The organism is Nonomuraea phyllanthi (assembly GCF_006334985.2).
Lineage (GTDB): Bacteria > Actinomycetota > Actinomycetes > Streptosporangiales > Streptosporangiaceae > Nonomuraea > Nonomuraea phyllanthi.
The window spans coordinates 293,591-318,077 of record NZ_VDLX02000009.1; the positions used below are offsets into that span (position 1 = coordinate 293,591).

23 protein-coding genes and 1 riboswitch are annotated in these 24,487 nt (G+C 72.9%); of the genes, 14 read left to right on the forward strand and 9 right to left on the reverse strand.

From position 1 onward, the window contains the following. The first annotated feature begins 84 nt into the window (after window positions 1–84). The 5 genes from FH608_RS25185 to FH608_RS25205 all read left to right on the forward strand — a co-directional run bounded on the left by FH608_RS25185 (window position 85) and on the right by FH608_RS25205 (window position 6,471). The gene (locus FH608_RS25185; RefSeq protein ID WP_226899865.1) at window positions 85–1,056 is read left to right on the forward strand and encodes a C40 family peptidase; all 972 of its coding nucleotides are present in this window, start codon (window positions 85–87) and stop codon (window positions 1,054–1,056) included. 393 nt (window positions 1,057–1,449) lie between these two features. Next, a riboswitch (cyclic di-AMP (ydaO/yuaA leader) is annotated at window positions 1,450–1,613 on the forward strand. Window positions 1,614–1,686: 73 nt separating this feature from the next. Beyond that, entirely contained in the window at window positions 1,687–2,289 is a 603-nt protein-coding gene (locus tag FH608_RS25190; protein ID WP_139633054.1) for a C40 family peptidase, read from the forward strand. A gap of 707 nt (window positions 2,290–2,996) precedes the next feature. Beyond that, the gene (locus tag FH608_RS25195; protein ID WP_139633055.1) at window positions 2,997–3,803 is read left to right on the forward strand and encodes a hypothetical protein; all 807 of its coding nucleotides are present in this window, start codon (window positions 2,997–2,999) and stop codon (window positions 3,801–3,803) included. Between the two features lie 17 nt (window positions 3,804–3,820). Next, entirely contained in the window at window positions 3,821–5,365 is a 1,545-nt protein-coding gene (locus FH608_RS25200) for a M48 family metallopeptidase (RefSeq protein WP_193318609.1), read from the forward strand. Next, complete coding sequence (locus FH608_RS25205; protein ID WP_193318610.1) at window positions 5,362–6,471, forward strand: glycosyltransferase family 4 protein; 1,110 nt, start codon at window positions 5,362–5,364, stop codon at window positions 6,469–6,471. Before FH608_RS25200 ends, FH608_RS25205 begins: the two co-directional genes overlap by 4 nt. Window positions 6,472–6,487: 16 nt before the next feature. Here FH608_RS25205 and FH608_RS25210 read toward each other — a convergent pair whose 3' ends face one another. Beyond that, window positions 6,488–6,994 (reverse strand): MSMEG_6728 family protein, encoded by a 507-nt coding sequence (locus FH608_RS25210; protein ID WP_139633056.1) that lies wholly within the window; start codon window positions 6,992–6,994, stop codon window positions 6,488–6,490. A gap of 182 nt (window positions 6,995–7,176) precedes the next feature. Here FH608_RS25210 and FH608_RS25215 point away from each other — a divergent pair, with 182 nt between their 5' ends. From FH608_RS25215 to FH608_RS25225, 3 genes are all read left to right on the forward strand, one after another. Next, entirely contained in the window at window positions 7,177–7,947 is a 771-nt protein-coding gene (locus FH608_RS25215; RefSeq protein WP_226899866.1) for a carotenoid biosynthesis protein, read from the forward strand. After that, entirely contained in the window at window positions 7,935–9,374 is a 1,440-nt protein-coding gene (locus FH608_RS25220) for a phytoene desaturase family protein (RefSeq protein ID WP_193318611.1), read from the forward strand. The genes FH608_RS25215 and FH608_RS25220 overlap by 13 nt, the downstream gene beginning before the upstream one ends. Window positions 9,375–9,514: 140 nt before the next feature. Next, window positions 9,515–10,738, forward strand: a complete 1,224-nt coding sequence (locus tag FH608_RS25225; RefSeq protein WP_226899867.1) for a glycosyltransferase family 2 protein — start codon at window positions 9,515–9,517, stop codon at window positions 10,736–10,738. On the opposite strand, the gene FH608_RS25230 is transcribed toward FH608_RS25225, so the two are convergent. Next, window positions 10,689–11,285, reverse strand: coding sequence for a glycerol-3-phosphate acyltransferase (locus FH608_RS25230; RefSeq protein WP_139633058.1), 597 nt, complete (start codon window positions 11,283–11,285; stop codon window positions 10,689–10,691). The two genes, FH608_RS25225 and FH608_RS25230, sit on opposite strands and share 50 nt — an antisense overlap. On the opposite strand from FH608_RS25230, the gene FH608_RS25235 reads away from it, so the two are divergent. Beyond that, complete coding sequence (locus FH608_RS25235; protein WP_226899868.1) at window positions 11,260–11,967, forward strand: spheroidene monooxygenase; 708 nt, start codon at window positions 11,260–11,262, stop codon at window positions 11,965–11,967. The two genes, FH608_RS25230 and FH608_RS25235, sit on opposite strands and share 26 nt — an antisense overlap. A gap of 5 nt (window positions 11,968–11,972) precedes the next feature. Here FH608_RS25235 and FH608_RS25240 read toward each other — a convergent pair whose 3' ends face one another. The 7 genes from FH608_RS25240 to FH608_RS25270 form a co-directional block, all read right to left on the reverse strand. Continuing rightward, window positions 11,973–13,073, reverse strand: coding sequence for a phosphate acyltransferase (locus tag FH608_RS25240; protein WP_226899869.1), 1,101 nt, complete (start codon window positions 13,071–13,073; stop codon window positions 11,973–11,975). After that, window positions 13,070–13,969, reverse strand: coding sequence for a phytoene/squalene synthase family protein (locus tag FH608_RS25245; protein WP_139633059.1), 900 nt, complete (start codon window positions 13,967–13,969; stop codon window positions 13,070–13,072). The genes FH608_RS25240 and FH608_RS25245 overlap by 4 nt, the downstream gene beginning before the upstream one ends. Then, complete coding sequence (locus FH608_RS25250) at window positions 13,966–15,420, reverse strand: phytoene desaturase family protein (RefSeq protein WP_139633060.1); 1,455 nt, start codon at window positions 15,418–15,420, stop codon at window positions 13,966–13,968. The genes FH608_RS25245 and FH608_RS25250 overlap by 4 nt, the downstream gene beginning before the upstream one ends. A gap of 208 nt (window positions 15,421–15,628) precedes the next feature. Continuing rightward, window positions 15,629–16,501 carry a carbohydrate ABC transporter permease gene (locus FH608_RS25255; RefSeq protein ID WP_139633061.1) on the reverse strand — a complete coding sequence of 291 codons (873 nt, stop codon included), beginning with the start codon at window positions 16,499–16,501 and terminating at the stop codon, window positions 15,629–15,631. Further along, entirely contained in the window at window positions 16,498–17,370 is an 873-nt protein-coding gene (locus FH608_RS25260; protein ID WP_139633062.1) for a carbohydrate ABC transporter permease, read from the reverse strand. The genes FH608_RS25255 and FH608_RS25260 overlap by 4 nt, the downstream gene beginning before the upstream one ends. Further along, window positions 17,370–18,650, reverse strand: coding sequence for an ABC transporter substrate-binding protein (locus FH608_RS25265; RefSeq protein ID WP_193318612.1), 1,281 nt, complete (start codon window positions 18,648–18,650; stop codon window positions 17,370–17,372). The genes FH608_RS25260 and FH608_RS25265 overlap by 1 nt, the downstream gene beginning before the upstream one ends. Window positions 18,651–18,793: 143 nt before the next feature. Then, window positions 18,794–20,530 carry an AMP-dependent synthetase/ligase gene (locus tag FH608_RS25270; protein WP_139633064.1) on the reverse strand — a complete coding sequence of 579 codons (1,737 nt, stop codon included), beginning with the start codon at window positions 20,528–20,530 and terminating at the stop codon, window positions 18,794–18,796. A gap of 100 nt (window positions 20,531–20,630) precedes the next feature. Between FH608_RS25270 and FH608_RS25275 the strand changes: the two genes are divergently transcribed. From FH608_RS25275 to FH608_RS25295, 5 genes are read left to right on the forward strand one after another with little or no spacing between them, the layout of a single operon-like run. Then, window positions 20,631–21,398 carry a metallophosphoesterase family protein gene (locus FH608_RS25275; protein ID WP_139633065.1) on the forward strand — a complete coding sequence of 256 codons (768 nt, stop codon included), beginning with the start codon at window positions 20,631–20,633 and terminating at the stop codon, window positions 21,396–21,398. A gap of 52 nt (window positions 21,399–21,450) precedes the next feature. After that, entirely contained in the window at window positions 21,451–21,894 is a 444-nt protein-coding gene (locus FH608_RS25280; RefSeq protein WP_139633066.1) for an SRPBCC family protein, read from the forward strand. Further along, window positions 21,891–23,051 (forward strand): ArsA family ATPase, encoded by a 1,161-nt coding sequence (locus tag FH608_RS25285; RefSeq protein ID WP_139633067.1) that lies wholly within the window; start codon window positions 21,891–21,893, stop codon window positions 23,049–23,051. The genes FH608_RS25280 and FH608_RS25285 overlap by 4 nt, the downstream gene beginning before the upstream one ends. Before the next feature lie 13 nt (window positions 23,052–23,064). Then, the gene (locus FH608_RS25290; RefSeq protein WP_139633068.1) at window positions 23,065–23,511 is read left to right on the forward strand and encodes a DUF5304 family protein; all 447 of its coding nucleotides are present in this window, start codon (window positions 23,065–23,067) and stop codon (window positions 23,509–23,511) included. A gap of 16 nt (window positions 23,512–23,527) precedes the next feature. After that, the gene (locus tag FH608_RS25295) at window positions 23,528–24,460 is read left to right on the forward strand and encodes an ROK family glucokinase (RefSeq protein ID WP_139633069.1); all 933 of its coding nucleotides are present in this window, start codon (window positions 23,528–23,530) and stop codon (window positions 24,458–24,460) included. Window positions 24,461–24,487: the final 27 nt, after the last annotated feature.

Sequence of the window (24,487 nt, forward strand, 5' to 3'; positions counted from 1 at the left end):
TTACGATTTGCTGCATTCGGGTGAGCCCCACCCGCCACTTCTGTACTATTTCGCCCCAGATCCATCCCCCTTGGAGGCGACACAGTGAGGTTTGGCAGGGTGCCGGTGGCCGCGGGTCTCGCGTTCGGACTGGTCCTCGCCCCCATAGGCGCCGCCGCCGATCCCAAACCCACGATCTCGCAGGCCAAGGCCAAGCTGGAGAAGCTCAACGACAAGGCCGACAAGGTCGTCGACCGCTACAACACGGCCAACGAGCGCTACAAGAAGGCCAAGAGCACCTACACCAAGCTGAACACCAGCTACAAGCGCAAGCTCGCCACCGTCGCGGACCTGCGTACCGAGGTGGTCGGCATCGCCGTCAACAGCTACAAGATCGGCGCCGACGTGACCTCCCTGCCCGGGCTGATGGGCGCGGACGACCCGCGGGCGCTGCTGGCGGGGCTGACGATCGCGGGGCAGATGTCGAAGGAGCGGGCGGAGAAGCTGGCCGCGTTCGACCGCGAGAACCGCGAGCTGAAGTCCGACCGCGACAAGGCGCAGAAGGCGCTGGAGGCGGCGGACAAGGAGCGGGACGGGGTCGAGAAGGAGCGCTCGGAGATCACGAAGCTGATCACCGAGCAGAAGAAGCTCCTGAACAGGCTGGGCGCCTACAACCCCGGCAACCCGAACAGCACGGGCATCAAGTACACCGGCCCCGCCTCGGGCAATGCCGCCGCCGTCCTGCGCTTCGCCTACGCCCAGGTGGGCAAGCCGTACGTCTACGGGGGCACGGGGCCGGGCGGCTACGACTGCTCGGGGCTGACCCAGGCGTCGTGGCGGGCCGGCGGCGTGTCGCTGCCCCGTACGACGTGGCAGCAGTGGGCGTGGGGGGCCAGCCGCAGGGTCTCCCTGGACGACCTCCAGCCCGGCGACCTCATCTTCAGCGAGGGCCTCGGGCACGTCAGCATCTACGCGGGCAACGGGAAGATCGTGCACGCGCCCCAGACCGGCGACGTGGTCAAGGTGGTCCCCCTCTCCTCCTACGGCCGCAGCCTCGTGGGTGCCGTCCGCCCGTAGCGCCGTCATCTACGATGCCGCATCGTTGACGCGGCATCGCGTTTTTGGAACGTTCCTGGGAGTCGGCGACCCGGGATGACCATGCAACAAATGTGACAAACGCGACAATCGTGGCCTGACAAACGGCTGCGAAAGCAAGTGTGAGCAGGGTCACATTTGAATAACGGTGCCTGGGGTCCCAGCAGGGATTTTCACTCTTACAAACCCCTTTAGCGGATCTTTACAGGACAAGTCTCGAATTGCTGATTCGTCGCGGTTCGGCGTAGCTTCTGGCGTCGTCGCGGCGAACAAGCCATGTCCTCCGCGAACCCGCATCGGTCCCTCCCGATGCGAGACAGATGAAGATCCGCTGGTCACCGCCCGCACATCCCCATGTGAACTCCGTTTCATCGGGCGGTCGGCCCGCCGAATCCGTGCAGCCAGGAGGCACGGAGCCGGGGACCCAGCGATCCCAGTTCCCCAGGGATCAGGGGTGAATCGGCGCGCAGATCGCGCCGTAGGGCTACTTCCAGGCCCGAATCCGTCAGCTAACCCGGTAGGCATTCGTGGAAGACTCAAGGAGCAATCCTGTCTACCTCCCTGCATAACCCCCGTTTGTCCCGCCTTGCCCTGAGTGGCGTAGCGCTCACGATGACCGTGACGGCCGGAGGTCTGACCCTCCCTGCCTCGACGGCGCAGGCGGCGACGAACACGACCAGCACGACGAACACACCGGTCGGCCGGCTGACCGGCGTGACGGCCGGCCAGTCGAGCACCGAAGCGGCCGGCGGTTCGAGCAGTTCCGACTCCGCGGCGAAGGCGGTCACCACCGCCCGCGCCTCGAAGTCGGCCAAGGCCGCGTCACGCAAGGCGGCCAGGATCGCCCGGCAGAAGTCGAAGGCCCGCAAGGCCGTCGCCGTGGCCAAGCACCAGATCGGTGATCCCTACCGGTACGGTGCCACGGGTCCCGGCTCGTTCGACTGCTCCGGCCTCGTCCAGTTCGCCTGGAGGAAGGCCGGCGTGAAGATCCCGCGCGTGGCGAGCAGCCAGTTCGCCGGCGTCAAGAAGAAGATCTCGTGGCGGCACCTCAAGCCCGGCGACCTGATGTTCTTCAACGGGCTCGGCCACGTGGGCATGTACGTCGGCAAGGGCAAGATGATCCACTCGCCCAGGACGGGCGAACGCGTGCGCATCGACCGGCTGGGCGGATGGCGCAAGTCGTCGTTCGTGGGCGCGGTCCGTCCCGGCGCGTAACCCCCTCCTTCTTTTGGTTACGGCACGGCCGGTCTGGCGCCAGTCGCCGCACGTGGCTGAGGGACTCCAGGGAGACGCCCGCTGACCCGCACATGGCCGGCCACCGCAACGCCGCAACCTTGACCTGCGAGGGGGTGAACCCGGGGCCGTCCGCCCTGCCATGGCGGACGGTCCCGGGCCTTGGCTTTTTCCCCAGCCGCTCATCCGAGTCGTCAGTGCTCGGCCGCTCCTGCCGTCCGGTCGCCCGGGCCGGCTACCTCACGTCCACAGGTCCTTCCAGAGCCCTCACGGCCCTCAGAACCCCCGAGCGCCCCGCCGGAGCCCCGCGCGACCCCGCGCCCCGAGTCCCCGGCGTCCCGACCCCCGAGCCTGCGCCTCAGGCCCGCGCCTCAGGCCCGCGCCCGCCTCCGCGCCTGCGCTCTGCACTCGCGCCCGGTGCCCCCGCCCCGCGCCCGGTGCCCCCGCCCGCGTCCTGCGCTGCGCCTGAGCTCTGCGCCCGCCCCTGCCCCCACCGCCTCGACACCCCGACGCCCGAAGTCGGCTCCACCTCAGCACCGTTCGCCTTTGCGCCCTCCGGCCTCGGCCGCAGTCGCCGTAAGCCGTCGCACCACAGCGTCCCCGGACACGGTGGCCCCGCGATCAGCAGGGGTTGAACGGGGCGAAAGCGGGTGGGTGGGCGGCTACGATCGGGCATCGTGTCGGGGTGGGTGAGTCGGCGCACCGCGGTGGTCGCCATCGCGGTGCTCGCCGTCGTCCCCGCCAGCGCGCCCACCCCCGAGTCTCCCATCCTCCCGTCCCAGGCCCGCCACCTGTGGCCTGACGGCGGCGTCGTGGTTCGCGGGGCGCGGTCCGTCGTCGTCGGGCACCACGCGGCGCCCGGCGAGCTGCGGGATCTCGCGCGCAGGGCGGACGCGGCCGGGCGGCGGGTCGCGGAGGTGCTGGGCGGGCCAGTACGACCGCTGATCGTGGTTCCCGGCACCGCCGCGGAGGCCGCCGCGCTGGCACGGGTGGGGTCGGTCGACGGGCTGGCCGCGGTGGCCGACCGCGGGCGGGTGATCGTCGTGCCAGAGGTCTTCGCCCGGCTCAACTCCACCGGCAAGGACGTCGTCCTCGCCCACGAGCTCACCCATGTCACGGCGGGCACCGACGGCCTGCCGATCTGGCTCTACGAGGGGTTCGCCGACTACGTGGGCTACCGCGACTCCGGGCTGCCCGTGCGGATCGCCGCCGCCGAGCTGGCCGTCGAGGTCCGGGCCGGGCGGATTCCGGGTGAATTGCCGGGACCTGCGGCTTTCGCGGCCGACGGCCGGGACCCGCTCCGCCTCGCCCGGGCGTACCAGGAGGCCTGGCTGGCGTGTCGCTTCATCGCTGACCGGTTCGGTGAGGGGACGCTGGTGAGGCTCTACCGTGAGGCCCGGGCGAACGGCGTCGATCAGGCGCTCGCCGCGCTCGGGCTCTCCGCGGCCACGCTGACGGCACGGTGGCGCGACTACGTGCGGGACCAGCTCGCGTGAGGGGGAGGCAGAAGTAGATGAGCGAACGCCGAGATACGGGCGAGGCGGCGCAGGAGGCCGGCGAGGAGGTGGGGGGCTCGGTGACGGCCCTCGGCTCCGGGCCGCGTACCGGAGGGGCGGGCAGCGGTGTGTCCGTGAACGGGGACGGGCAGGAGCGGCCGGGCGACGGCCGGTCCGACGAGGGCGGCGGATCCACGTCCGGCCAAGAAGCGTCCGGCCAAGCAGGGTCCGGCTCGGGAGCGTCCGGCCCGGAAGCTTTCGGCCAGGAAGCGTCCGGCCCGGGAGCCGGTCGAGGGGGCGGGTCACGCGGAGGGGAGGCGGGCGAGCGGCGGCGGTGGCGGCAGGCGGGGGTGGCGGCCGTGCTGCTCGGCCTGGTCACCGTGGCCGTGGCCGCCTTCAGCACCCCCTGGCACCTGATCGCCTCCGGCCCGCCCGACCCCGCGCGCGACTTCACCGCCGCCCAGATCGCCAGGTCGGAGGCGTTCGACGCGGCCACCACGCTGCCGAGCTACCTGGCGCTCGCGATCAGTCTCGTCATCGCCGGGCTGCTGGTGGCCACCCCGGTGGGCGCGAAGCTGGTGGCGTGGCTGAGGGGGCCCTGGTGGGCCCGGGTGATCCTCGGCGTCGTCGTCATCACCGCGCTCATCCAGCTGGTCAAGCTGCCGCTCGCCATCTGGGTCGAGACGCTGCTGCGCGACTACGGCCTGTCCACGCAGCAGTGGGGCCCGTGGGCGGCTGACCGGCTCAAGAACATCGGCGTCGAGGCGGCTCTGCTCTGCCTGACGCTGCTCGTGCTCGTGGCGCTGGCCCGCAGGTTCAGGCGCTGGTGGATCCCGGCCGCCGCCGGGGCGTTCGCGCTGACGATCGTGGTGTCGTTCGTCTACCCGGTGGTGTTCGCGCCGCTGTTCAACGACTTCACACCCATGCGGCAGGGCCCGCTGCGCACGAGCCTGCTCGCCATGGCGGAGCGTGACGGCGTTCCGGTCGAGGACGTGCTCGTGGCCGACGCCTCGCGCAGGACGACGGCGCTCAACGCGTATGTGTCCGGTTTCGGCGCCACGCGCAGGATCGTCGTCTACGACACGCTGCTCAAGGCCCCGCAGCCCCAGATCGAGCTGGTCGTGGCGCACGAGCTCGGCCACGCCAAGCGCGACGACGTCCTCTACGGCACGTTCATCGGCGCGCTGAGCGCGGCGCTGGGCGCCATCCTGCTGTTCCTGATCTTCGGCCCGGTGAGTCGCCGCGTCGGCGTCACGTCGATCGGCGATCCCCGCGCGGTCGGCGCGATCATGGGGCTGATGACCATCGGGTCCCTGATCATGAGCCCCGCCGAGAACCTGGTCACCCGCCACATCGAGGCCAGGGCCGACCTGCACGCGCTCGACCTGACGCAGGATCCGGCGACCTTCATCGAGATGCAGAAACATCTGGCAGTCACCAATATTTCCGACTTGTCGCCGGATGCGGTGGAATATGTGCTCTATGCCTCCCATCCCTCCAGCCCCGAGCGGATCGCGATGGCCCGCGCCTGGGCCGAACTGAACGGCGTGCCGGTGCCGTGACACCTGACGTCAACCACGCCGGGGCGAGCGTGCTCATCGTCACCAACGACTTCCCGCCCAGGCCGGGCGGCATCCAGTCGTTCGTGCACGGTCTCGCGCTGCGCACACCCGGCGTGGTCGTCTACGCGCCCGCCTGGCCGGGCTGCGAGGAGTTCGACGCGCGCCAGCCGTACCCCGTCGTGCGGCATCCGACGCGGCTCATGCTGCCGACCCCGGACGTCGCGCGGCGCGCGGCCCGGCTCGTGGCCGGGCACGGCGCGCGGACCGTGGTGTTCGGGGCGGCGGCGCCGCTCGGGCTGCTCGCGCCCGCCCTGCGCAGGGCGGGCGCGAGGCGCGTGGTGATGCTCACCCACGGCCACGAGGCGTCGTGGGCGGGCGCGCCGGGCTTCCGTGCGGCGCTGCGCAGGATCGGCGGGCACGCCGACGTGATGACCTATCTGGGCGAGTACACGCGCCGGCGCCTGGCCGCCGCCGTCCCCCCGGGCAAGCTGGTACGGCTCGCGCCCGGCGTGGACCTCGCCCAGTTCAGCCCCGGCACCCCCAAGGCCGAGCTGGGCCTGGACGGCCGCCCCGTGGTGCTGTGCGTGTCGCGGCTGGTGCCGAGGAAGGGCCAGGACCAGCTGATCAGGGCCTGGCCCCGGGTGCTGCGGGCGGTGCCGGACGCCGTGCTGCTGCTGGTGGGCGGCGGGCCGTACCGCAGGACGCTGGAACGGCTGGCGGCGGGACACGAGTCGATCAGGTTCACCGGCACGGTGCCGGCGGCGAGCCTGCCGGGCTACTACGCGGCCGCCGACGTGTTCGCGATGCCGTGCCGTACCCGGTGGAGGGGGGTGGACGTGGAGGGGCTCGGGATCGTGTTCCTGGAGGCGTCCGCCACCGGGCTGCCGGTGGTGGCGGGCGCGTCCGGCGGCGCGCCCGACGCCGTAAGGCCCGGCGAGACCGGGCTGGTCGTGGACGGCGAGGACGCGGGCGAGGTCGCCCAGGCGATCGTGGAGCTGCTGAGCGATCCCGGCAAGGCACGCAAGATGGGCACGGGCGGGCGCGACTGGGTCGCCCGCGAATGGGCGTGGGACCAGGTGGCCGCCCGCTTCCACGCGCTGCTCTGACCCCGTCCCGCGGACCTCACCCGGGATCCGGGCGGCCGAGGGGGCTCTCCGCCGCGCGGCGAGGGCGGTCCGACGCGGGCCACACGTAGGGGAGGTCGGAGGGCACACCGGGGAAGAGCGACCGGTAGTGCTCCGGATCCTTGCGCACCAGGGCGGAGCGGTGACTGAGGTGGAACGCCTCGTCACCCAGCCACGGCGGGAGCTCGCCCGCCTCGCCGAGCTCCCGCTGGGAGCGCACCGTCTCGGCGCCGAGGGCACGCCGGTAGTCGGCGTGGAGGGTCGCCGCGCAGGTGTCGGCGTGTTCCAGCGCGCACCAGACGCCGCAGATCTCCAGGCCGTAGCGGGTGAGCGCCTCCTCGTAACCCGCCCACATGGCCACCACGGGATGGTTCCGCCAGCCGTAGTTCGCCACCGTCAGCCCGCGCAGCACCTGTACCGCCTCCACGCGCTGCTTGCCCAGGCGCCGCACGTCCAGGGCGAGCGCGGTCGCGACGAAGTCCGCGTAGGGCAGGAAGGTCTGCATCGTCTCCCCCCGTACCCGGGACGAGCGGCGCCGCACCTGCGCCCGGACCGCAACCTCCGCGTCAGGGCGCCGGCCCTGTGGCGGGAGCGAATCTTGTCCTGATGCTCGGACGGCCGTGAAGCTCGCTTGGGACGCGACGGGGCACGTGCATCCGTGGATGCGGCGGCTGCGAAAGACGGCGTGTGGAACAGACGCGAAGCGAACGGGCGGGACGCGCGGCCCTCGGGCCGGCACGCGCGGTGGGCGCGCTGTGCCTGCTGACCATGGTGGGCCTGCAGGTGGCGTCCGGCCTGGACGCGCGGCCGGAGCGGTTCACCGGTCCCATCGTGGTGCTGCTGGCGGCGTGCGCCGTCGCCTTCGCCGCGGGCGCGTGGGGTCCGCGCAGGGCGGCGGGCGCGTTCTGCGCGGCGGTGGCGATCGGGTACGCGGCCGAGGTCATCGGGGTGCTGACCGGGTTCCCCTTCGGCGCGTACCGCTACAGCGACGTGCTGTGGCCGCAGGTGGCCGGCGTTCCCGTGGTGGTGGCGCTGGCCTGGGGCGGCATGGGGCTGGCGGCGTACGCGGTGGCCGCCGCCGTCGTACCGGCGGGCGGGTGGGCGCGGGTCTGCGCGGGCGCGGGCGCGCTGACGGCCTGGGATCTGTTCCTGGACCCGCAGATGGTCCGGCTGGGCCTGTGGAGCTGGGTCGAGGACGGCTTCTACCGCGGCATCCCGTTGACCAACTTCGCGGGCTGGCTGCTGGTGTCGGCGCTGGTCATGCTGGCCGTCGGGCGCGTCTGCGGCGGTGCCGGCGCGGGGCGGGGGCTGCTGGCGCTGTACACGGTCATGGCGGTGATGGAGACGGTCGCCTTCGCGGCGGTGTTCGACCCGCCCGACCTGGCGGTGGCGGTGGCGGGAGGGATCACGATGGGCGCGTTCGCCGCGCCGGCCTGGAGGCGGCCATGGCAGAGGTGACGGTGATCGGCGGCGGCGTCGGCGGCATGGCGTGCGCGCTGCTGCTCGCCGTGCGGGGGCACGAGGTACGCCTGTACGAGCGGGCGTCGCGGCTGGGCGGCAAGCTGGCCGAGCATCGCCGTGACGGATTCACCTTCTCCCTGGGTCCCTCGCTGCTCACGATGCCGGAGCTGTTCCGCGGGCTGGGGCTGGAGCGCGAGCTGATCGAGCCCGAGCTGCTGTGCCGCTACCGGTTCGCCGACGGCACGGTGCTGGACGCCAGGCGGGACCCGGAGCGGATGGCCGCCGAGGTGGAGCGGCTGGCCCCGGGGGAGGGGCGGGCCTGGCGGGCCTTCCACGGCTGGGCGCGAGGCTGCCTGCGGGCGGCGAACCGGACCGCGTTCGCCGGACCGCTGATCCGACAGCCGGGCGAGGCCCGGCTGTCCGACCTGCTGGCCGTGGCGCCCGGGCGCACCCTGGACGGGCTGGCCCGCCACTACTTCCGTGACCCCCGGCTGCGGCAGTACGTCGGCCGCTACGCCACCTACGCCGGCTCGAACCCGTACCGCGCACCCGCCGCGCTGGGTTGCGTCCCGGCGCTGGAGCACGGCCAGGGCATCTGGTACGTGCCCGGCGGCCTGGCCCGGCTGGCCGACGACCTGGCCCTGCTGCTGAAGGCCGCCGGCGTGCAGGTGCACCTGTCCGAGCCGGTCGCCGCCGTCGAGGCCGACGGCTCCCGGGTCACGGGGGTGCGGCTGGCGAGCGGGGAACGCGTCCCGTCCGCCGTCGTGGTGGCCAACACCGATGCCGCCGCCCTGTACGCCCGCTTGCTGCCCGATCGCCGGCGGCTGCGCCGGATCGCCCGGCTGGGGCTCTCGTCGTCGGCGCTGCTGGTGCTGGCCGGGGTGGAGGGGCGCACGCCCGGGCTGCCCCACCATTCGGTGCTGTTCTCCGCCGACTACGAACGGGAGTTCGCCGACATCTTCGACCGCGGCAGCCCGCCACTCGACCCGAGCGTCTACATCGGCTGCTCGGCGGTGGACGACCCCTCCCAGGCGCCGCCGGGCTCGGAGAACTGGACGATGCTCGTCAACGTGCCCGCCCGCCATCCGCGCCGTTGGCCGATCCGGGTGGAGGCGTACCGGGACCTGGTGCTGGAGCGGCTGGCCGAGCGCGGCCACGACCTGGCGGGCCGGTTGCGCTTCGCCGACGTCTTCACCCCGGCGGACCTGCGCGACCGCTACGGGGCCTGGGGTGGCGCCATCTACGGCAGCGCCTACCGGGGCAGGTCGTCGTCCTTCCTGCGTCCCGGCAACCGGGGCCCGCGGCGCGGCCTGTACCTGGTGGGCGGCTCGGTGCACCCGGGCGGCGGGCTGCCGATGGTGGTTCTGGGCGCCCGCATCGTGGCCGGGCTGGTCGCGCGCGACTTCGAGGGCGGCACACGATGACGCCGCGCCCGCCACGCCGCCGCACGCCGCCGCCGTCTCTCGGACGGTGGACATCGGCGCCGCTGTTTCCCGGGCGATCGGCGCCGGCACAGCGCCCTTCGAGGCGGTGGGCGCTGTCGACGCTCGCCGCCGCTCAGGCCGTGGCGGCCGCCGTCGTCGCCTGCAGGCTCGCGCGCGGCCGGCGGCGGCTGCCCCCGCTCCTGCCCGTCCCGACCGCCGACGTGACGATCTCCGTGGTCATCCCGGCTCGCGACGAGGCGGCCAGGATCGGCCCGTGCCTGCGCTCCGTCCTCGCGGCCCCGGCCGTCACCGAGGTGATCGTGGTGGACGACGGCTCCCGCGACGGCACGGCAGAGGTGGCCGCCTCGCTGGGTGCCAAGGTCGTCACCGCCGAGCCGCTGCCCGGAGGGTGGGTGGGCAAGCAGTGGGCGCTGCGCCACGGGGTGGCCGCCGCCGTGGGTGAGATGGTGGTGACGCTCGACGCGGACGCGCGGCCCGCGCCCGGCCTGTTCGGCGCGCTCGCGGGTGCCCTGGGACGGTACGACCTGGTGAGCGCGGGCCCCCGGTTCGTCTGCGACGGAGCGCTGGAGCAGGCCCTGCACGCGTCCATGCTGGCGACGCTGGTCTACCGCTTCGGGCCCATCGGCCAGGAGAGCCCGCCGCCGCCGCACCGCGTCGTCGCCAACGGCCAGTGCACGGCCTTCCTCCGGGACCGGATGCTCGCGGCGGACGGGTTCGCGCTGGTGCGTGACCGGATGACCGACGACGTGGCGCTGGCCAGGACCCTGGCCGGGCGCGGCTGGAGGGTGGGCTTCCTGGACGCGGGCGACCTGCTGGAGGTCGACATGCACGACTCGGTCGGAGAGCTGTGGCGGGAGTGGGGGCGCTCGCTGCCGCTGCGCGACGTGACCGGGCCCGGCCGGCAGGCGGCCGACCTGGCGGTCATCTGGCTGACCGGGGCGCTGCCCGTGCTCCGCCTGGCCGCCGGCCGGCCCACCGGCCTGGACGTGGCCCTGCTGGCGATGCGCCTGCTGCTGGCCGGTGCGCTGCGCGGCAGCTACCGCGAGCCCGGCACCGGCCTGCTGCTGTCGCCGCTGCTCGACCCGGCGTCCGCGCTCCGGCTGACGCAGGCCACGCTACGGCCGGTCCGTACGTGGCGCGGACGCACCTACCCGGCCGCCGGCCGGGGCGCGCCGAACCCCAGCAGGCCCGCGCCGGACGTCGGCGGCGCGCCGGACGTGGGCGGCGGCCCATCGGACCTCAGCAGCGCATCGGACCTCAGCAGCGCATCGGACGTAAGCGGCGCATTGGACGTCAGCGGCGGCGCGCGGACAGCGCGGCCTGGCCGAAGCGGAGCCCGATGAGGCACATCAGCCCGCCGGTGGCCGCGACCAGCTCCGCCGGCGCGAACAGCAGTTGCAGCACCGGTACGCTGAACACCGCCAGGCGCGCCCCCACCGCGAACGAGCGCCGGGCCACCGCCGTCACCGCCAGCACGGCCACCGCCAGCACGAACGCCGGCGGGCAGATGACCGCGATGCCGCCCGCGAAGGTGAGAACGGAGCGACCGCCCCGGAAGGCGGCGAAGACCGGCCACGCGTGCCCGGCCATGGCCGCCGCCACGGCCAGGTACACCGGCACCACGCTCGCCCCCGTGACCGCGCCCAGCGCGGTGGTGTCGGCGCCGCTGACCAGGAGCCCCGCCAGCGCGGCCAGTACGCCCTTCAGCGTGTCGCCGGCGAACACCGGGACGGCCGCGCGCGGGCCGAGCTGCTCCTTGACGTTCCAGTACCCCGGGTTGCGGTCACCGACGTCGCGCGGATCGACGCCGTGCGCGCGCGCCACCAGGACCGCGACCGGCACCGAGCCGAGCAGGTAGCCGGCGATGACCGCCGTGAGCACCTCGACCATCGCGTCGTTCCACCTCATCCGGTATGGCAGCGCCGGCGCGATGAAGCACATGGCCTTCGACCGGCCGCTGCTGCGGCGCGCCGGAGGGCTGCTGTTCTGGCGGCTGCTCGGCACCGGCCGGGGCCGCACCATGTCGCTGGGCGCGGATCTGCGCCGGTGGGCGCTGTTCGCGGTCTGGCGTGGCGAGGGCGATCTGGAGGAGTTCCTGCGGGCCTCGCCGATCGCCGCCCGCTGGCGGGCGGAGGCGTGCGAGGCGTGGCACGTGCGGCTGGCCCCGGTGTCCTCGCGCGGCGCCTGGTCGGGACGCGACCCCTTCGACGGCCTGGCGGCCCGGCGCGGCGGCGGCGACGGCGGGCCCGTCGCGGTGCTCACCAGGGCGTCGATCCGGCCCGGCCGCCTGCTCGCCTTCTACCGGTCGGTGCCAGAGGTCGACGAGCTGCTGCGGCGCCAGGACGGCTGCCTCGCCTCGATCGGCATGGGGGAGTGGCCGCTGGCCCGCCAGGCGACCTTCTCGCTGTGGCGCGACCACGAGGCGGTGCGCGCCTTCGCCTACCGGGGCCGGGCGCACCGGCGGGTCATCGAGCGGGTACGCGCGCACGACTGGTACGCCGAGGAGCTGTTCGCCCGCTTCATCCCGTACGCGAGCGAGGGCACCTGGGAGGGCGTCGACCCGCTGCGCTGAGCGCGTCACGTCACCGGCTCCGCGGCAGCGACAGCGACCCCGGTCTCGATCCCGGTCTCGATCCCGGTCTCGATCCCGGTCTCGATCCCGGTCCCGGTCTCGATCCCGGTCCCGGTCTCGATCCCGGTCCCGGTCCCGGTCCCGGTCCCGGTCCCGGTCCCGATCCCCGTCGCCGGGCCGTGCTCGGCCAGCGCGTGCGCCATCACGCAGGCCCGGGCGATGGTGGCCGCCGGCGAGGAGCCGTGCGCGACCACGACGGTGCCGCGCAGGCCGAGCAGGGCCGCGCCGCCGTGGGTCTCCGGGGCGTAGCGGCTCGCCAACTCGGCGAGCCGTTCCGGGGAGGCGAGGCCGGCCTCGACGACCATGGTCAGCGCCGTGCGGACGCAGCCCTCGACGTTCTTCAGCACCACGTTGCCGGTGAAGCCGTCGGTGACGATCACGTCCACCGCGCCGGTCAGCACGTCGTGGCCCTCGATGTTGCCGTGGAAGCGCACCGGCAGGCCGGTGAGCAGCTCCGCGGCACGGCGGGCCAGCCGGTTGCCCTTGCCCGGCTCCGAGCCGATCGACAGCAGCCCCACCAGCGGGTCGGGACGGCCGAGCACGGCCCGCGCGTAGCCCGCGCCCAGCAGGGCGAACTGGGCCATCATGGCCGGGCTCGGATCGGCTGTCGCGCCCGCGTCCACCAGCACGCTCGCGCCGCCCCGCAGCGAGGGCAGGGCCACGGCCAGGGCGGGCCTCAGCACGCCGCCGGAGCGGCCGATGCCGCGCGCCGCGCACGAGACCACCGCGCCGGTGGACCCGGCCGACACGAAGGACCCGCCCTCGCCCGTGGCGACCAGCCGGCAGCCGACCGCGAGGCTCGAGGTCTCCAGCGTCGCGGCCACCGCGCCGCGCTCGGCCATCGGGACGGCGTCGTCGGCGTGCACCACCGCGATCTCGCCCGTGGCTCCGTGCGCGCGCAGCTCACCGGTCAGGCGCGGTTCGTCGCCGACCAGGACGACCGGCACGTGGTGGGCGCGCCGCGCCCGCACCGCGCCGGCGACCGTCTCCGCCGGCCCGTGGTCGCCGCCCATCGCGTCCAGGATCACGGGCGCCACGGCGCTCACGGGAGCTCCATGCGGACGCGGCGCTCGGCCCGGCCCGCCCCGGCGGAGGCCGGCAGGTGGCGGGCGAACACGGCCGCCTTGCGGCGGCGCGGCACCCGTACCCGACCGGCCAGCACCTCGAACCCGCGGCGCTCGATCTCGTCGAGGATGCCGCCGTACAGGTCGAAGGCGGCCCGCACGCACGGTCGCGAGGAGGCGACGAGCAGGCCGATGCCGCCGGCGGCGGCGCGGTAGTGGTCGCGGGCGCGCCCGGCCTCGAAGGCGAGCAGCTCCCGGACCGCCCGCCCGCTGCGGGAGGCTCCCAGCGCGCTCCTGTCGACGCCGAACTTGTCCAGGTCCTCCGCCGGCAGGTAGACGCGGCCCCGTGCGAAGTCCTCGGCGACGTCGCGGATGAAGTTGGTGAGCTGGAAGGCCAGGCCGAGCTGGCGCGCGGGCTCGCGGGCCGCCTCCGCGCGGCCGGGCGCCGGCTCCAGGACCGGCAGCATCATCGTGCCGATGGCGGCGGCCGATCCGGCCATGTAGCCGAGCAGGTCGTCGTAGGTGGCGTACGAGGTCACCGACAGATCGGCGCGCATGGACGCGAGGAAGGCAGCGACGTCGCCGTGGTCGATGCCGAAGGAGCGCACGGTGTGCAGGAACGCCGGCAGCACCGGGTCGTCCGCCTCCGCCCCCGCGAGCCCGGCCTCGACCAGGGCGGACAGCCGGTCGAGGGCGCGGGACCGGTCCGCGGTCATCGTGAAGGAGTCGACGATCTCGTCGGCGTAGCGCGCGAAACCGTACAGGGCGTGCACGTGCCGCCGCTTCCACCGCGGCAGCAGCCGGGTGGCCAGGTAGTAGGACCGGCCGTAGCGGGCGTGCAGCCGCCGGCAGCGTTCGTAGCTCGCGGTCAGCGTCAACGGGTCTCCCTGAGAATGCGTTCGGCGGCCAGCCGGCCGGAGATCAGCACGGGCGGCACGCCGACGCCGGGAGCGGTGTACATGCCGGCGAAGTGCAGGCCCGGCACCCGCCGGGCGACCGCGGAGGGGCGCAGCCACGCCGTCTGGGTGAAGCGGTGGTCCAGCGCGAACGGGGTGCCCGCGCTGTGGCCGCGCTCCGCCCAGGCGGGCGGGTCCAGCACCAGGCGGGGCGCGCCCGCCACGTCGCCGTAACCGGCCTCGGCTAGGCGGCCGAGCAGCCGCGCCTCGAGCTCAGGACGCAGGCGGCCCCAGTCGGCGGCCCGCAGGTTGGGCGCGGGCTCCAGGACGCTGAGCGCGGTGTGGCCCTCGGGCGCGGCCTCGCCGTCCGGGGCGGGACAGGTGATGAGCAGGCTGGAGTCCGGCTGCGGCCGGCCCGCCGCCAGCGCGGCGAACGTCTCCCGCCAGGCCCGGCCGAAGCGCAGCGTGTGATGTGCCTGGCCGGTCAGCTCGCGGTCCAGGCCGACGTGCACCACCAGGCACGAGGGGGAGTGGCGGGGGCGGCGCAGCCGCCAGTCGCCCGCCAGGGAGGGCAGCAGGCGCCGGGCCGCCAGCCGGTCGCAGGCCACGACCACCTGCGCGGCGGGCAGCCGCTCGCCGCCGGCCATGAGCACTCCGGTGACGCCGTCGCCGTCGGTCTCGACCCGGCGGGCGCGCACGCCGTACCGGATGCTCGCGCCCAGCTTCTCCAGCAGCGACGCCATGGCGGCCGGGATGGCGTGCATGCCGCCGCGCTCGGGGAAGTACACGCCGCCGACGGTGTCCATGTGCGCGATGACGGCGTAGATGCCGAGCGCGCGCTGCGGCGACAGCCCCACGTACAGGGCCTGGAAGGTGTGCGCCCTGATCAGCCGCGGGTCGGTGAGGTGGCGGGCCGCCAGGCGGTCCAGCCGGCGGAAGCCGCCCAGCCGGGCCAGCCGCAGCAGTGCCGCCGGCCGGGCCAGGCCGCGCAGCCTGGTCATGTCCGCGTCGATGAACGCCGGCCACTCCACCCGGAACATCTCGCCGAGCAGCCGCCGGTACCGCGCGTAGCGGGCCGCCTCCGCGGGCCCGCATACCGCCCGCACCTGCTCGATCATCGCCTCGCGCTCGGGGCGCACGTCGAGCCGCGACCCGTCCTCGAAGACCATCCGGTACGACGGGTCCAGCCGGCGCAGCGGCAGCCAGTGCCGCAGCTCCTGGCCCGCCGCGCCGAAGACCTCGGCGAGCACGCCCGGCATGGTGAGCACGGAGGGGCCGGTGTCGAAGCGGTACGCGCCGACGCGCGCCGTGCCGCAGCAGCCGCCGGGCTCGGCGAGGGCCTCCACCACGGTGACGTCGCGACCGGCCGCGGCCAGATGGATCGCCGCGGACAGGCCCCCGAGGCCCGCTCCGATGACGACCACAGGGCTCATCGGGCGTCGCCCGCGGCGGGCGGGGCGGCCGGCTGGGTCCGGGCCGGCCCGGCACACGAGGTCACCGTGTCCACGCAGGCAACTCCTTCTGTCGCTGTGGCAGCCTTGGCAGGAGGAGCGGGCCCGCTGTGACGCGGGCCGTGACGCGCGTTCCACGGTAACCAATCGGACGCCGGTTCCCGAACGAGACACGCGTGAGAAATCGCGGCTAACCCTTGGTGGACCCCAGCGTCAGACCGGCGACGAACTGCTTGTGGAGGAGCTGGAAGACGACCAGCGTGGGCAGCGCCACCAGCATCGACCCGGCGGCCAGCAGGTTGTAGTCGGTGAAGAACTGGCCGCGCAGGTTGTTCAGGGCCGAGGTGACCGGCAGCTTGTCGCCGGACGACATCAGCACCAGCGCCCACAGGAAGTCGTTGTACATCCAGGTGAACTGCAGGGTGGACAGCGCCGCCAGCACCGGGCGGCACAGCGGCAGCGTCAGCCGCCAGTACCTCTTCCACACCGAGGCCCCGTCCACCAGCGCCGCCTCGGTGATCTCCTCCGGGATCGTGCGCATGTAGTTCGCCATGACGAACACGCAGAACCCGAACTGGAACGCCACGTGGATGAGGATCAGCCCCAGGTAGGAGTCGTAGAGCGACTGCGAGTCCGACAGCCACGCGGGCAGCGGGACGAGGGTGTAGAGCGTGTAGAGCGGGGTGATGAGGACCTGCGGCGGCAGCAGGTTGCCGGCGGTGAAGACGATCAGCAGCGCCTTGCGCCCCGGGATGCGCAGCCGCGCGATGGCGAACGCCGTGAACGACGCCAGCAGCAACGTGATCAGCAGGCCGGGCACCACGATGATCAACGTGTTCAGATAGTAGTGGGGCAGCTCCGCCTGGCTCCACGCCTGGCCGTAGTAGTCGAGGGTGAGGTGCTCGGGCAGCGAGAAGTAGCCCAGCCGGGCGGTCTCCTCGTACGGGCGCAGCGAGGCGTAGACGGCCAGGGCGAGCGGCAGCACCCACCCGAGGGCCACCAGCGCCAGGAAGGCGTGGAGCAGCATCCGCAGCGGCCGGACCGGGCGCCGCGAGGGCGTCATCGCTCCTCCTTGAACAGCTGCGACAGGTACGTGACGATGAACCCCAGCGAGATCACCAGCAGGATCACCGCGATGGCCGAGCCGAACCCGATCCTGCTGGCCTCGCCCACGATGTTCTCGGTGACCAGCACGGACAGCAGCTCGAGCCCGTTCCTGCCCTTGTTGATGGCGTAGACGATGTCGAAGGCCCGCAGCGCCTCGATCACCGTGATGACCAGCACGATCACGTTGACCGGCCGCAGCGTCGGGAAGACCACGCGGAAGAACGTCTGCCGCTCCCCGGCCCCGTCGATCGCCGCCGCCTCCTTCAGCGCCGGATCGACCGCCTTCAGCCCGGCCAGATAGATGATCATGACGTAGCCGACGTGCCGCCAGCCGGCCGCGACCATGACCACCCAGATGTTGATCGAGCTGTCGCCCAGCCAGTCCACGCCAAGCCCGGTCACCGCGTTCAGCACGCCGTAGTCGTGCGAGTAGACGAGCTGCGCGATGAAGCCGACGACGGCCAGCGACAGCACGACCGGCATGTAGAGGGCGCTCTGGTAGACGCGCGACAGGCGCAGCCGCCGGTCCAGCAGCACCGCGCAGAACAGCCCGAACGGAGTCGCGACCAGCCCCAGGAAGGCCAGCCAGAGCAGGTTGTTGCGGACGGCCGACCAGAACGGCGGGTATTCGGCCGCCAGGTCGTGGTAGTTCCTGGCGCCCACCCACTCGATCGGGCCGATGCCGTTCCAGCCGGTGGCCGAGAGCCCGACGGAGGCCAGCGTGGGCCCCCAGATCAGGCCCACGTTGACGACGATGGCCACCCCCAGCCCGATGACCAGCACGGTCACGTCGCGGGCGGAGTAGCGACGGGTCTTGGCGGCCATCAGCGGAAGATGTTGGCCTTCTGCTTCTCGATGCTCACCAGTAAGGAGTCGATCTCGGCCGGCTCGCTGACGAACGACTGCAGCGACGGGATCATCACGGTGGAGGCGAAGTCGGGGCGCGTGTCGCGGTCGAGGAACTGCGCGATGTGCGTGGCCTTCGACACCAGCTCCGCCCCGCGCTTCTGCAGCGCGCTGTAATCCGAGGTGTCGGCCTTGGAGCTGGCGGCCAGCGTGCCCGGGTCCAGCTCGGTGGCGATGTTCTGGGAGGAGGCCTGGGCGAGCAGCTTGAGCAGCGCCTTGGCGCCGTCCACGTTCTTGGCCTTGGCGGAGATCATGTAGCCGTCGATGGGCGCGTCGATCGAGTCCGTCCCGTACGCCGGGTTGATCTCCGGGAAGGTGAAGAAGTCGAGGTCGCCGCGGTCGGCCTCGGGGAACTGCTGGGCGACGAACATCCCCAGGACGTACATGCCGGTCTTCTTCTGCGCCAGCGACTGCCCGGCCTCCTGCCACGTGCGGCCGAGCGCGGCGGGCTGGTGGTACTCCATCAGCCCCCGCCAGGTGTCGAAGACCTGCTTGACCCTGGGGTCGGTCCACGACTCCTTGCCGCCCATGAGCGAGATGTGGAAGTCGTAGCCGTTCGTCCGCATGTTGAGGATGTCGAACGTGCCCATCGCCGGCCAGCCGTCCTTGTCGGCGAACGCGATCGGGACGATCCCGTCGGCCTTCATCCTCCTCGCCAGCGCGGTGAACTCGTCCAGCGTGGCCGGCGGCTCGTAGCCCTTCTCCTCCCAGAGGCTCTTGCGGTAGAAGACCGCCCAGGGATAGTACGTGGACGGCACGAAGTACTGCTTGCCGTCGGTTCCGGTCGACTGGTCCTTGAACGCCTGCGTGTAGTCGCCGCCGATCTCCCGCCACACGTCGGAGATGTCGGTGGCCAGCCCCTGCTGGGCGAAGAACTGCATGCGGTAGCCCGCGAACCAGGTGAACACGTCGTCGGGCGTGCCGCGCAGGTAGCGGTTGATGTTCTCCTGGAACGTGTTGTGGTCAACGGTGTTGATCTTGATCGTGCCCTGGGTGAAGGCCTTGACCTGCGTCTCCAGGGACTTCTTCGGGATCTCGTCGGAGGCGTTGGAGCCGATCGTGACGGTGCCGAGGCCGCCCGAGGACGTTCCGCCGGAGGGGGTGTCGCTCGAACCGCACCCGGCGAGGGCGGCGGGCACGCCGAAGGCGGCGGCCCCGAGCAGGAGGTTGCGGCGGGAGATCGGCGGACGTCGGTCCATGGTGGTTCCTCCTTGCCGGACCTTGCACATTCCCCCGAGTTCGCACACCTTCTTTCAGCGAAAGCCCAAGATCTCCCACTGTCAACGGACATTGCATGACGAATCATGGCGATCCGGCGGGCCATGACCGTGCGCGCGACGCGCTATTTGGAGTCGTAGAGCGCGTCGATCTCCTTCGCGAAGTCCCGCATCACCACGTTGCGCTTCACCTTCAGCGTGGGCGTCAGGTGCCCGCTGTCCTCCGTGATGTCCCCGTCCAGGATCGCGAACTTCTTGATCTGCTCGGCCTTCGACACGTGCTGGTTCGCCCGGTCCACCGCCTCCTGGACCTGCGCCAGCACCGCGGGGTCCGTGCGGGCCTCGGCCGCCGCGGCGGGCAGGGCCTCCGGATCGAGGGTGATCAGGGCGGCGACGAAGGGCCGCCCGTCGCCGACGACCATGGCCTGCGAGATCAGCGGGTGGGCGCGCAGCGCGTCCTCCAGCGGCCCCGGCGCGACGTTCTTGCCCGCCGCGGTCACGAGGATCTCCTTCATGCGGCCCGTGATCCGCAGATAGCCGTCGGCGTCCAGCTCGCCGAGGTCGCCCGTGCGGAACCAGCCGTCGGCGTCGAGCACCTCGGCGGTGGCCTCGTCGTTCTTCCAGTAGCCGGGGAAGACGTTGCGGCCCTTGGCCAGGATCTCGCCGTCCTCGGCGATGCGCACGCTCACGCCGGGCAGCGGCTTGCCGACGGTGCCGATCTTGTTGGCGTACGGCATGTTGACCGTGGTCGGCCCCGTCGTCTCGGTCAGGCCGTAGCCCTCGAAGACCTCGATGCCCGCGCCCCTGAAGAAGTGCCCGAGCCGCTCGCCGAGCGCGCCGCCGCCGGAGACCGCGGCAGAGAGGCGGCCGCCCGTGGCCGCGCGGATCTTGCCGTACACCAGCAGGTCGAACACCTTGTGCCGCAGCCGCAGCCCGAGCGGCGCGCCGCCGGAGGCGCGGCTCCAGGCCACGGCGGTGTCCACGGCCTGGGCGAAGATCTTGCCCTTGCCGCCCGTGATGGCCTTCTGCTCGGCGGAGTTGTAGACCTTCTCGAACACGCGCGGCACGCCCAGCAGGAACGTGGGCCTGACAGCCTGCAGGTCGGGGGCGACGTTCTTCATGTTCGGCGTGTGCGCGATGATCGCGCCCGCCTCGACCAGCGCGACCTGGATGATCCGCGCGAGGATGTGCGCCAGCGGCAGGAACAGCAGCGCCGACGGCTCCTTGATGGTGAACAGCGGCTCCAGCGGGCCGCGCAGCACGTTGAGCGCGGTGAAAAGCAAATTGTCGTGGGTGACGCGGCAGCCCTTGGGCCGCCCGGTGGTGCCGGAGGTGTAGACGATCGTGGCCAGGTCGGAGGAGCCCACCTGAGCCCGGCGGTCGTCGACGTCGGAGGCGGAGACGTCGCCCGGGTCGAGGGAGCCGTCGAGCCGCCAGACCGCCTCCAGCTCGGGCGCGGCCTCCCTGACGGTCTCCTCGTGCACGTCCAGCTCGACGAACGCCGCCCTGACCGCGCTGTCGGACAGGATCCACCCGACCTGCTCGGCCGACGACGTCTCGTAGATCGGCACGGTGACCGCACCGACCGACCAGATGGCGTAGTCGACGAGCGTCCACTCGTAGCGCGTGCGCGACATCAGGGCCACCCGGTCGCCGTGCCCGACGCCCGCCGCGATCAGCCCCCTGGCCACCTCGACCACCTGGTCGCGAAACTCGGACGCGGTGACCACCGGCCAGCCGTCGCCGGCCTGGCGGCGCATCACGACGGTGCCGGGCTCCTGCTCGGCGCGCCGGAAGACGGTGTCGGCCAGGCCGGCGGAGGCAGGCACATCGACCAGGACGGGAACGCTGTACTCGCGCACGGATCAACTCCTCTTCAGGGGACCGCCCGGACGTTACCGCGTCAAGTTACGGACGGGTAGTGTCACTCACGCTAGCAGCCGCACTCCGTATGATTCGCTCATGAAGGTCCATGTCGTCAGTGACGTCCACGGCAGAGCCGACGCGCTGGCCAGGGCGGGTGACGGCGCGGACGCGCTCATCTGCCTGGGCGACCTGATCCTGTTCGTCGACTACGACGACCACGCCCAGGGCATCTTCCCCGACCTGTTCGGGGCCGAGCGGGCCGCCGAGCTCATCGCACTGCGCACGGCCAAGCGCTTCGACGAGGCCAGGGCCATGTCGGCGCGCCTGTGGGCCACGCTCGACGGCGACCCGCGCGAGCACATCGAGCGCCGCGTGCGCTCCCAGTACGAGACGCTCTTCGCCGCCATGCCCACCCCGGCCTACCTGACGTACGGCAACGTGGACCTGCCGCGCCTGTGGTCCGATTACCTCAGGCCCGGCCTGCGGGTGCTCGACGGCGAGGTGGCGGAGATCGGCGGGTTGCGCTTCGGGTTCGTGGGCGGCGGGCTGAAGACGCGCTACCGCACGCCGTACGAGATCGACGACGAGGAGTACGCGGCCAAGGTCGCGGCGGTCGGCGAGGTCGACGTGCTGTGCTGCCACATCCCACCGGCCGTGCCCGAGCTGCTCTACGACGTCGTCGCCAGGCGGTTCGAGCGCGGCAGCGAGGCGACGCTGGAGGCGATCGAGCGCACCCAGCCGCGCTACGCGCTCTTCGGCCACGTCCACAACCCGCTCTACGCGCGCACCCGCATCGGCCGCACCGAGTGCGTGAACGTGGGCCACTTCCGGGGGAGAGGCGTCCCGTACGTGCTCGAATGGTGATCGGCGGAGGGCGGTCCGCCGCGTGCGGCGGGGTTTGCATTACGGTGGTCGCATGGCTGATCGCACGTCTTCGAGCACCACCATCAGCGCGGGCCGGCCCGAGGTCATGGCGGTCATCGCGGACTTCCCCTCCTATCCGGAGTGGGCCGGGCAGGTCAAGAGCGCCGAGGTCCTCGACGGCGACCCCGAGGGCAGGCCGGAGCGGGTGCGGTTCGTCCTCGACGCCGGGGTGATCAGCGACACCTACACCCTCGGCTACACCTGGCACGGCGACGACGGCGTGAGCTGGCAGGTGGTCGAGCCCGGCAGGATGGTCTCCGACCTGCGCGGGAGTTACCGGCTCGCCGACGCGGGCAGCGGGACCCATGTGACGTACGAGCTCACGGTCGATCTCAGCGTGCCCATGATCGGCCTGGTCAAGCGCAAGGCGGAGAAGGTGATCGTGGACACCGCGCTCAAGGGGCTCAAGAAGCGCGTCGAAGGCCGCTCGCGTTGAGCCCCCGGGTCCTGCTCTTCACGGGGAAGGGCGGCGTCGGCAAGACCACGGCGGCCGCCGCCACCGCCACGCTCGCGGCCAGGCGCGGGCTCAAGACGCTGATCGTCTCGACCGACACCGCCCACTCGCTGGCCGACGCGCTCGACGTCGAGCCGGGCGAGGTCGCCCCGGGCCTGCACCTGCACCAGGTCGACACGCAGAAGTCGCTGGAGCGCCACTGGGGCGACCTGCAGCAGTACGCCAGGGGCGTGCTGGGCGAGCTGGGCCTCGACGAGATCACCTCCGAGGAGATCACCGTCCTGCCCGGGGCCGAGGAGATCATCGCCCTGCTGGAGCTGCGCGAGCACGCCCGCGAGGGCCGCTGGGACGTGATCGTCGTCGACTGCGCGCCCACCGCCGAGACGCTGCGGCTGCTCGCCCTGCCCGAGGCGCTCGACTGGCACGTCGGCAGGCTGCTGCCGGTCGGCCGCAGGATCGTGCGGCTGGTCTCGCCGTTCGTGCGCAGCGTGGCCCACGTCAGCACGCCCGGCGAGGAGGTCATGAGCGCCGGCGAGCGCCTGCACCGCGGCCTGATGGAGGTGCGCGAACTGCTGACCGGCGACCACGCCTCCGTGCGGCTCGTGCTCACGCCGGAGTCCGTGGTGCTCGCCGAGGCCAGGCGCACCCTCACCTCGCTCAGCCTGTACGGCTACCGCGTCGACGCCGTCATCGCCAACCGGGTCTTCCCCTCCGGCGGCGCCGACGAGTGGCGCGCCCAGTGGGCGGCGGCGCAGTCCAGGCTGCTGGCCGAGGCGGAGCAGTCGTTCGCGCCGCTGCCCATCCACGTCGTCCCCTACCTGCCCGCCGAGCCCGTCGGCAAGGAGGTGCTGGCCTCGGTCGGCGAGGCGATGTACGGCGAGTCCGACCCCTTCGCCGCCCACGACGTCGAGCCGCCGCTGCGGCTGAGCGCGGACGAGCTGGTGCTGGCCCTGCCGGGCGCCGGCCGGGCCGACGTCGACCTGGCCCGCAAGGGCGACGAGCTGATCGTCACGGCGGGCCCGTACCGCCGGATCCTCGCACTGCCGGCGGCGCTGGCCCGCCGGAAGATCACCGGAGCCGCGCTCCGCGACGGCGTCCTGCGGGTAGTTTTCAGCCCGGGGAGCGAATCCGGCGCCTGAGGAGTTGAGGTGGATGAGCGACCCCGGACGCAGGGAGGGCCAGATGACCGAGAGCAACACCGGCAACGACAGAGATCCGATCGGCACCGTCGCCGACGAGGCACGCAAGCTGTTCGAGTCGATCCAGGGGCGGGCCACCCGCCGGGTCGGCAAGAGCGTGTTCAACTCGTTCACGGGCGGTGGCCGCAAGGAGCGGGACGTGTGGGAGGAGGCCGTGTCCGACCCCCACGACGAGTACATCTGCCGCGCGTGCCCCTGGTGCCGGGCCATCGCGGCGCAGCGCGAGTCGGGCGCCGACGTGACGGGGCACCTGATGGCCGCGGGCGGCGAGCTGTTCGCGGCGGTCCGCGGCGCGTTCGACGCGTTGAGCAAGCCCGCACCCCGCGGGCCGCGCGATGATCGCGATCGTACGAGCCGCGGCGAACATGGCGACAACGTCGAACACATCGACCTGGGATAGGGAGAAAAGGGTCAAAATGCTCACGATCGGTGTCGACATCGGCGGGACCAAGATGGCCGCCGGTGTGGTCGACGACCACGGCGAGATCGTCGAACACACGCTCAGGCCCACCGCCGCCGACCGCCCCGACGTGGTGGCCGAGACGGTGGCCGACGTCGTTCGCGAGCTGAGCGCGGGCAGGGAGATCGAGGCGGTGGGGGTCGGCGCGGCGGGATTCGTCGACGAGAGCCGCTCGATGATCCGCTTCGCCCCCAACCTCGCCTGGCGCGACGAGCCGCTGCAGAAGAAGATCAGCGGCCTCGTCGGCCTGCCGGTGGTGATCGAGAACGACGCCAACGCCATGGCCTGGGGCGAGACCAGGTTCGGCGCCGGGCGGGGGCAGTCCCACGTGGTCTGCATCACGCTCGGCACCGGCATCGGCGGCGGCCTCGTCTTCGACGGCGCCCTCTACCGCGGCCGCTGGGGCATGGGCGCCGAGCTGGGCCACATGCAGGTGCAGCCCGGCGGGCGGCTGTGCGGCTGCGGCAACATCGGCTGCTGGGAGCAGTACGCCAGCGGCCAGGCGCTCGTCAAGGACGCCAGGGAGATCGCCGAGGCCCACCCGGAGCGGGCGAAGACCCTGATCGGGCTGGCCGGCGGCAAGATCGAGGGCGAGGAGGTGACCGAGGCCGCGCGCCTCGGCGACGAGGCCTCGCTGGAGGCGTTCGCCAGCCTCGCCGACTGGCTCGGCCAGGGCATGGCCGACCTGGCCGCCGTCCTCGACCCCGGCTGCTTCATCGTGGGCGGCGGCGTCTCGCGCGCCGCCGACCTGTTCATCGACCGGGCCCGCGAGGTGTTCGCCAAGGCGCTGACCGGCCACGGCCACCGGCCGAACGCCGAGATCAGGCTGGCCGAGCTCGGCGCCTCCGCGGGGGTGGTGGGCGCGGCGGACCTGGCCAGGCGGCGCTGACGATCCGGGTCGGCACCTACAACCTGC